The 7,165-nt window shown below is 64.3% G+C and carries 6 protein-coding genes; 5 read left to right on the top strand and 1 reads right to left on the bottom strand.

What is annotated here, in order from left to right; translation table 11 throughout:
- Positions 1-291: 291 nt before the first annotated feature.
- Positions 292-1,062 (bottom strand): NRDE family protein, encoded by a 771-nt coding sequence (locus tag AAGA11_22200; GenBank protein ID MEM9605587.1) that lies wholly within the window; start codon positions 1,060-1,062, stop codon positions 292-294.
- A gap of 329 nt (positions 1,063-1,391) precedes the next feature.
- Between AAGA11_22200 and AAGA11_22195 the strand changes: the two genes are divergently transcribed.
- From AAGA11_22195 to AAGA11_22175, 5 genes are all read left to right on the top strand, one after another.
- Entirely contained in the window at positions 1,392-2,735 is a 1,344-nt protein-coding gene (locus AAGA11_22195) for a substrate-binding protein (GenBank protein ID MEM9605586.1), read from the top strand.
- Between the two features lie 119 nt (positions 2,736-2,854).
- A complete protein-coding gene (locus AAGA11_22190) occupies positions 2,855-3,886 on the top strand; it encodes a branched-chain amino acid ABC transporter permease (protein ID MEM9605585.1) in 1,032 nt (343 codons plus the stop codon).
- Positions 3,887-3,888: 2 nt separating this feature from the next.
- Positions 3,889-5,091, top strand: a complete 1,203-nt coding sequence (locus AAGA11_22185; protein MEM9605584.1) for a branched-chain amino acid ABC transporter permease — start codon at positions 3,889-3,891, stop codon at positions 5,089-5,091.
- 11 nt (positions 5,092-5,102) lie between these two features.
- Positions 5,103-5,861, top strand: coding sequence for an ABC transporter ATP-binding protein (locus AAGA11_22180; protein ID MEM9605583.1), 759 nt, complete (start codon positions 5,103-5,105; stop codon positions 5,859-5,861).
- A gap of 11 nt (positions 5,862-5,872) precedes the next feature.
- Positions 5,873-6,625 carry an ABC transporter ATP-binding protein gene (locus AAGA11_22175; protein MEM9605582.1) on the top strand — a complete coding sequence of 251 codons (753 nt, stop codon included), beginning with the start codon at positions 5,873-5,875 and terminating at the stop codon, positions 6,623-6,625.
- Positions 6,626-7,165 lie beyond the last annotated feature (540 nt).

The following is a 7,165-nucleotide window of genomic DNA, read 5'->3' as shown; positions in this document are numbered from 1 at the left end:
GCCGGGGGCCCGCCCAGGGGCGATGTGTCGTGCCGTGCATCCGACCTCTGCGCCGCCGCTTCGCCGTGTGTTGCTCCGCAACGACTCGGCTCCCACAGGGCCATGTGCCAACCCTAAACCGTGTGCGAGCGCGGCCGTCCTGACGGGAGGCCGGGGGCCCGCCCAGGGGCGATGTGTCGTGCCGTGCATCCGACCTCTGCGCCGCCGCTTCGCCGCGTGTTGCTCTGCAACGACACGGCTCCCACTGGGCCATGTGCCAACCCTAACCCCTGTGGGAGCGCGGCCGGCCTGTCAGAGTTCGATCACGCGGGGGTGGGGCTCACCGGCGCTGCTGCGCCAGTTCCATTCTTGCAAAAATCCACCTGCAGGGGTCCAGACAAGCAAGCTCGTCGAGACAGTGCCATACCGTCCGCGCCCAAGTTCCCCCTCCGGAATGAACACACTCGACAGCTGCCGTTCTATGTCCTGCGGCACGCCGGTTTCGGGCAAGGCGCTGTCCGGCGCCTGGGTGGCGTCCCGTGCCACGGCGACCATGCTGTCTGCCGTGTCACGCCCGACCGGCAGCGCCTGTTCAAACGCGTTGCGCCCGTGGCGCACCTTCGGCCACGGGGTCTGCGGTGAGCCGTTGCTGAACGCGTGTACGCCGCGCGTCAGGTTGAGCAGGGTGTGCTCCACGCCGTCGTAGAGAACAAAGTCGGTTTTTTCCCCGAACAGCAGGTTGAACGGGTTGTACTCACCGGCGGTCGCCATGAGCGTGTGCGAGAAACCGGCGATCGAGTCGCCACCGTCAACCCACGCCGTGACGAGGTCACCGCGCGACCGTTTGCCCGATTGCACCCGGTCGGGCGCACGCACGTTGGTGACCGCCGCAAACCGGCCCGCCGGCGTCACGGCCAGCCAGGTGCCACCGGCCTCCAGATCGCGCCCTCCGATCAGCCCGGGCCGGTCTGTCCAGCGGTGCGCTCCAGCGGTGGGGCGGTCGACGAACTCGTCGCGGTTGGCCAACACGGTGAAGCCAGCCGAGTTGTCCGGCGTGTCCAGGGCCAGAAAGACGATGCACATGCGCGCGCCAGTTTGAACGGGTGTGTCACACTACCGTGACACCGCACACTTGGCCAGTTCCTCCGTGCGGAGTGTTACCTATCCACTCATTCGGTTGGGTCAGACTGTAACAATATTGCCTATTTGCTTACACTCAGGCGCCCAACTGCCTGAAATTGTTAAAGATATGCAATTTCTCACCGTGCCTGCACAATAACGCGTGCACAATCGCGTCGTGGCAGAGCGGCGTTTCCTGTGTATGTCAGCGCCGCGCCTGCACCGCGACGACCCCGTCGCGGCCCAGACCGCAGCCGATTGCGACAAAGCAACCCAAAGGGAGACGACAGACGATGTCAAAGAAAAAGGCCCCTGAACTGACGCGCCGCGGCTTCATGAAAGCCAGCGCCGCCGGCGGCATGATCGCCGGTGCGCCGATGTTCTTTTCAACCAAAGCCAACGCATTCACGAACGACCCCGGCAGTGCGGGTTCGGTCAAGCTGGGCTTCAACGTGCCCCAGACCGGTCCGTACGCGGACGAGGGCGCCGACGAACTGCGCGCCTTCGAGCTCGCGGTCGAGCACCTCAACGGTGGCGGCGACGGCGGCTTGATGAACACCTTCTCGTCCAAGGCACTCGACGGCGCCGGCGTCCTCGGCAAGAAGATCGAGTTTGTCACCGGTGACACCCAGACCAAGCCAGACGCCGCCCGCGCTTCGGCTCGGTCGATGATCGAGAAAGACGGTGTCGTGATGATCTCCGGTGGTTCCTCCTCTGGTGTGGCGGTTGCGGTCCAGGCCCTGTGCCAGGAAGCCGGCATCATCTTCATGGCAGGCCTCACGCACTCCAACGACACCACGGGTAAGGACAAGAAAGCCAACGGCTTCCGTCACTTCTTCAACTCGTACATGTCAGGCGCAGCCCTCGCACCGGTGCTCGGCGCGAACTACGGCATGGACCGCAAGGCCTACCACCTGACGGCGGACTACAACTGGGGATACACCACGGAAGAAGCCGTGCGCACCTCGACCGAAGCCATGGGTTGGGAAACGGTCGCCGCGGTGAAGACGCCGCTCGCGCAAACCGACTTCTCGTCCTACATCACCCCGGTCATGGCCTCGGGCGCAGACGTGCTCGTGCTGAACCACTACGGCGGCAACATGGTCAACTCGCTGACCAGCGCGGTGCAGTTCGGTCTGCGCGATGCGGTTGCCAACGGCAAGGACTTCCAGATCATCGTTCCGCTCTACTCTCGCCTGATGGCGAAGGGTGCGGGCAAGAACGTCGAAGGCATCTTCGGATCCACGAACTGGCACTGGTCTCTGCCCGATGACGGCTCCAAGGCCTTCACTCGGTCGTTTGGCACCAAGTACGGTTTCCCGCCGTCACAGGCCGCGCACACCTGTTACGTCCAGACACTGCTCTACGCTGACGCCGTCGCTCGCGCCGGTTCGTTCAACCCCTGCGCAGTCGCAGAAGCCCTCGAGGGCTTCGAGTTCGACGGCATGGGCAACGGCCCGACCCTGTACCGCGCCGAAGACCACCAGTGCTTCAAGGACGTGCTGGTCGTGAAGGGTAAGGAAAACCCCGAAAACGACTTCGACCTGCTCGAAATCGTGGAAGTCACGCCTGTGTCTCAGGTGACGTACGACGCCTCCATTTTCGGCGGCGAGCTCGGTTCCTGCAACGCAGGCTAAGCGCCCCCGTGCCCCGCACACTCGGTGCGGGGCACACCACACAACCCGACCTCCGCACCGGATCGTCGCACCGAGTCACGGCGCCCGATTCGGCCACCAGACTGACCTGAGAGGGCCAGATGGATCAATTCATCCTCCAAATTCTCAACGGGCTCGACAAGGGCAGCGCCTACGCGCTGATCGCGCTCGGCTTGACGTTGATCTTCGGCACCCTCGGGGTGGTCAACTTCGCGCACGGTGCGCTGTTCATGCTCGGTGCCTTCTGCGCTGTGACCCTGAGCCGCATCCTGACCCTCAGCCACACGGTGGTGGACGAGTCGCGCACGGATTTCCTCGGCAACCCACTCAAGGTGGAGGTGCCGTACATACAAGACTGGTTTGGCGAAGCCGCCGGTCAGGCGATCATCGACTGGGCGGTGCCACTGTCGATCCTGTTCGCGATCCCGATCATGATCCTGATCGGGGTGATCATGGAGCGCGGCCTGATCAAACACTTCTACAAGCGCCCGCACGCGGACCAGATCCTGGTGACCTTCGGCCTCGCGATCGTGCTGCAGGAAATTGTCAAATACTACTTCGGCGCCAACCAGATCCCGACGCCCGCGCCCGAGGCCTTCATCGGCTCCTTCGATTTCGGCGCGCTGATCGGGCGTGACGCCGGCGCCATCATCTACCCCTACTGGCGGATCGTGTACTTCGGGTTCTCGGCAATCCTGATCATTGCCGTGTTTGCCTTCCTGCAGTTCACGACCTTCGGCATGGTCGTTCGCGCGGGCATGGCAGACCGTGAGACGGTCGGCATGCTTGGCATCGACATCGATCGGCGGTTCACCATCATGTTCGGAATCGCGGCCGCTGTCGCCGGCCTCGCGGGTGTGATGTACACACCGATCAACTCCCCGAACTACCACATGGGCATGGATTTCCTGGTGATTTCCTTCGTGGTGGTCGTGGTCGGCGGCATGGGCTCCCTCGGCGGCGCCGTGCTCGCCGGTTTCGTGCTTGGCGTTCTGGAAAGCTTCGCGTCGCTGCAGTCCGTGATCGAAGCCCTGCCCGGTATCAACCAGGTGGTCATCTACCTCGTGGCCATCATCATCTTGCTGACGCGGCCGCGAGGCTTGCTGGGCCGCAAAGGCGTGATGGAGGACTGATCGTGTTCGGACTCGATAAAAAAGACACCGGTTTGCTGCTGATCGTCGCCGTGCTCGTCGCGGCAGCCCCGATCATCCTCAACCCCTTTCCCGAGGACTCGGCACTCGCCCAATTCAACGCGGGCTACCCGGACCTGATGCAGCGTTTCGTCATCTTTGGCATCTTCGCGATCGGCTTCAACATCCTCTTCGGGCTGACGGGCTACCTGTCCTTCGGCCACGCGGCCTTCCTCGGCGTCGGCTCCTACGCCGGCGTCTGGATGCTGAAACTGCTGACCATCAACGTGATCCCGGCGATCGTCGTTTCAACCGTGGTCGCCGGCCTCTTCTCCGTGCTGATCGGCTACATCTCCTTGCGACGCTCGGGCATCTACTTTTCGATCCTGACTCTCGCGTTCGCGCAGATGTCCTTCGCCCTCGCCGCCTCGGTGCTGACGCCGATCACCGGCGGGGAGACGGGCTTGCAAACCGGCCTGACCGACCCGCGTATCTTTCCAGAGTTCCTGGGCGGCGGCACCACGCAGAACGGCAACATCCCGGCACCCGAGCTGTTCGGGCTCGAGATGCGCGCGTCCTACGAGTTGGCTGTGGGCGGCTGGCTCTGGACCTTCAACGCCGGCTACTACCTCTGCGCGGTGATCCTGCTGGTGGCGTTCTACACCGCCATCCGCATCTTCCGCTCGCCGTTCGGCATGATGCTGCGCGCCGTGAAGTCGAACCAGCGTCGCCTGAACTACACCGGCCTCAACACCAAGCCCTACATGCTCGCCTGCTTTGTCATTTCCGGCATGTACGCCGGCCTTGCCGGTGGACTGATGGTGTCGATGGACCCCCTCGCCGGCGCAGAGCGCATGCAGTGGACCGCCTCTGGCGAAGTGGTGTTGATGACCATCCTCGGCGGTGTCGGCACCCTGATCGGCCCCGTCCTCGGCGCAGGCCTGATCAAGTACTTCGAGAACATCTTCTCCAAGATCAACGACAACCTGCTGCACCAGTGGTTTGCCTTCATGCCGGACGGCATCGAGGACGTCATGGTCGCGGTGATCCACCCGTTCATCGGCAAGGGCTGGCACCTCACACTCGGCCTGATGTTCATGCTCGTGGTGATCTTCCTGCCGGGCGGTTTGGTCGAGGGTGGCCAGCGCTTCGCCGGGCTCTTCCGCCGCAAGAAAAAAGGCGCTGCTGACACAGCGTCGTCGAACTGAGGGTCGCGGTCATGGGCATTCTGGAAGTGAAAGGGGTCAACAAGCGCTTCGGCGGCTTGCAGGCTCTCGGTGACGTCAACCTCAGTGTGGCGCAGAACTCGGTTCACGCGATCATCGGACCGAACGGTGCGGGCAAGTCGACGCTGTTGAACTGCCTCGTGGGCATGCTGATCCCCGACTCCGGCACCGTGACCTTCGCGGGCCAATCGGTGCTCGGGCGCGACCCGCACGAAATCAACCAGATGGGCATCAGCCGGGTGTTCCAGACCCCGGAGATCTTCGGCGACCTCTCGGTCCTCGAAAACGTCATGATTCCCTGCTTCGCCAAGCGCGACGGCGCCTTCGAGCTCAACGCCTGGGGCGCAGTGCGCGGCCAACGCGACATCCAGGAGATGGCCGAGCGCATCCTCGTCGACGTCACCATGCAGGACAAACGGCACATCAACGCGGCGTCGCTGAGCCGCGGTGACAAACGCCGACTCGAGATGGCGATGTGTCTGGTGCAGGAACCCAAGCTGCTGTTGCTCGACGAACCGACGGCAGGCATGGCGCGGGCGGACACCAACAACACCATCGACCTGCTCAAGGAAATCCACGACAGCCGCGACATCACGATGGCGATTATCGAGCACGATATGCACGTGGTGTTTTCGCTCGCCGAACGCATCACGGTGTTGGCGCAGGGCACGCCACTGGTCGAGGAGACGCCCGAGAACATCAAAGGCCACCCGAAGGTGCGTGAAGCGTACCTCGGCGAAGCGCAAGTCTGAGGGTCCCCCTGATGAACGCACAAGTCAGCCTGGGCGCGAGCTCAGCACCGTCGGGCAACCGCCCCTACTTCAGCGTGCGTGACATCCACGCGTACTACGGCGAGAGTTATATCGTTCAGGGTGTCAGCTTCGACGTCAACGAGGGCGAGGTGCTCGCGCTGCTCGGACGCAACGGCGCCGGCAAGACCTCGACCTTGCGGTCACTCGCGCGGGTCGGTGACCCTGAAGTGCGCAAGGGCGAAGTCTGGCTCAACGGCCAGGCTCTGCACGAGATGAAGAGCCACGAGGCCGCGCAAGCCGGTCTGGTGCTGGTGCCGGAGGATCGCCGGATCATCCAGGGCCTGACGGTAGAAGAAAACCTGCAGTTGGCGCAGATTGCCCCACCGGTCGGTTGGTCCTTCGAGCGGATCTACGAGCTGTTCCCGCGGCTCGGTGAACGCCGCACGCAGGAAGGCACGACACTGTCCGGTGGCGAGCAGCAGATGCTGGCCGTCGCCCGCGCGCTCGCCCGCGACGTGAAGCTGCTGCTGCTCGACGAGCCCTACGAGGGGCTCGCGCCGGTCATCGTGCAGGAGATCGAGAAGGTCATCAGCCAGATCCGTGACATCGGCATCACGACCGTCATCGTGGAGCAGAACGCCGTCGCTGCACTCAGCCTCGCCGACCGCGCCGTGATCCTCGACACCGGCCACGTCGTCTACGACGGCAGCGCCGAGGCCGTGCTCAACGATGAGGCCCTGCGCAACGAGTACCTCGCGATCTAGCGTCCGCCGTTTCGCCGCGTGTTGCTCCGCAACGGCGCGGCTCCCTCAGCGGTGACCCGCCAGCCTCGGACTTTGTGGGAGTTCGGCCGTCCCGTTGGGACGCCGGACGAATGTCAGTGCCGCGCAGCCGAATCTCGCGCCGCCGCTTCGCCGCGTGTCACGGTGTGACGACGCGGCTCCCACAGCGGTGACCCGCCAGCCTCGGACTTTGTGGGAGTTCGGCCGTCCCGTTGGGACGCCGGACGAATGTCGGTGCCACGCAGCCGAATCTCGCGCCGCCACTTCGCCGCGTGTCACGGTGTGACGACGCGGCTCCCACAACTGTCCCTGCCTACGTCGATCTGTGTGGGAGCTTGGCCGTTCCAAGGGAACGCCGAGCGCATGGCCATGCCGCGAAGCCGACCTTTGCGCCGCCGTTTCGCCGCGTGTCCCGGTGTGACGACGCGGCTCCCACAACAGTGACCCGCCAGCATCGGACGTTGTGGGAGTTCGGCCGTCCCGGCGGGACGCCGGACGAATGTCGGTGCCACGCAGCCGAAT

It is taken from the genome of Pseudomonadota bacterium, assembly GCA_039196715.1.
In the GTDB taxonomy this organism is placed as follows: Bacteria; Pseudomonadota; Gammaproteobacteria; order CALCKW01; family CALCKW01; genus CALCKW01.
Note: the sequence above shows the minus strand (reverse complement) of the source record. Positions and strands in the feature narration are given on the sequence as shown.

Coding starts and splice junctions, on each gene's coding strand:
- AAGA11_22200 (MEM9605587.1), bottom strand. CDS start 1,062: ATGTGCATCGTCTTTCTGGCCCTGGACACGCCGGACAACTCGGCTGGC.
- AAGA11_22195 (MEM9605586.1), top strand. CDS start 1,392: ATGTCAAAGAAAAAGGCCCCTGAACTGACGCGCCGCGGCTTCATGAAA.
- AAGA11_22190 (MEM9605585.1), top strand. CDS start 2,855: ATGGATCAATTCATCCTCCAAATTCTCAACGGGCTCGACAAGGGCAGC.
- AAGA11_22180 (MEM9605583.1), top strand. CDS start 5,103: ATGGGCATTCTGGAAGTGAAAGGGGTCAACAAGCGCTTCGGCGGCTTG.
- AAGA11_22175 (MEM9605582.1), top strand. CDS start 5,873: ATGAACGCACAAGTCAGCCTGGGCGCGAGCTCAGCACCGTCGGGCAAC.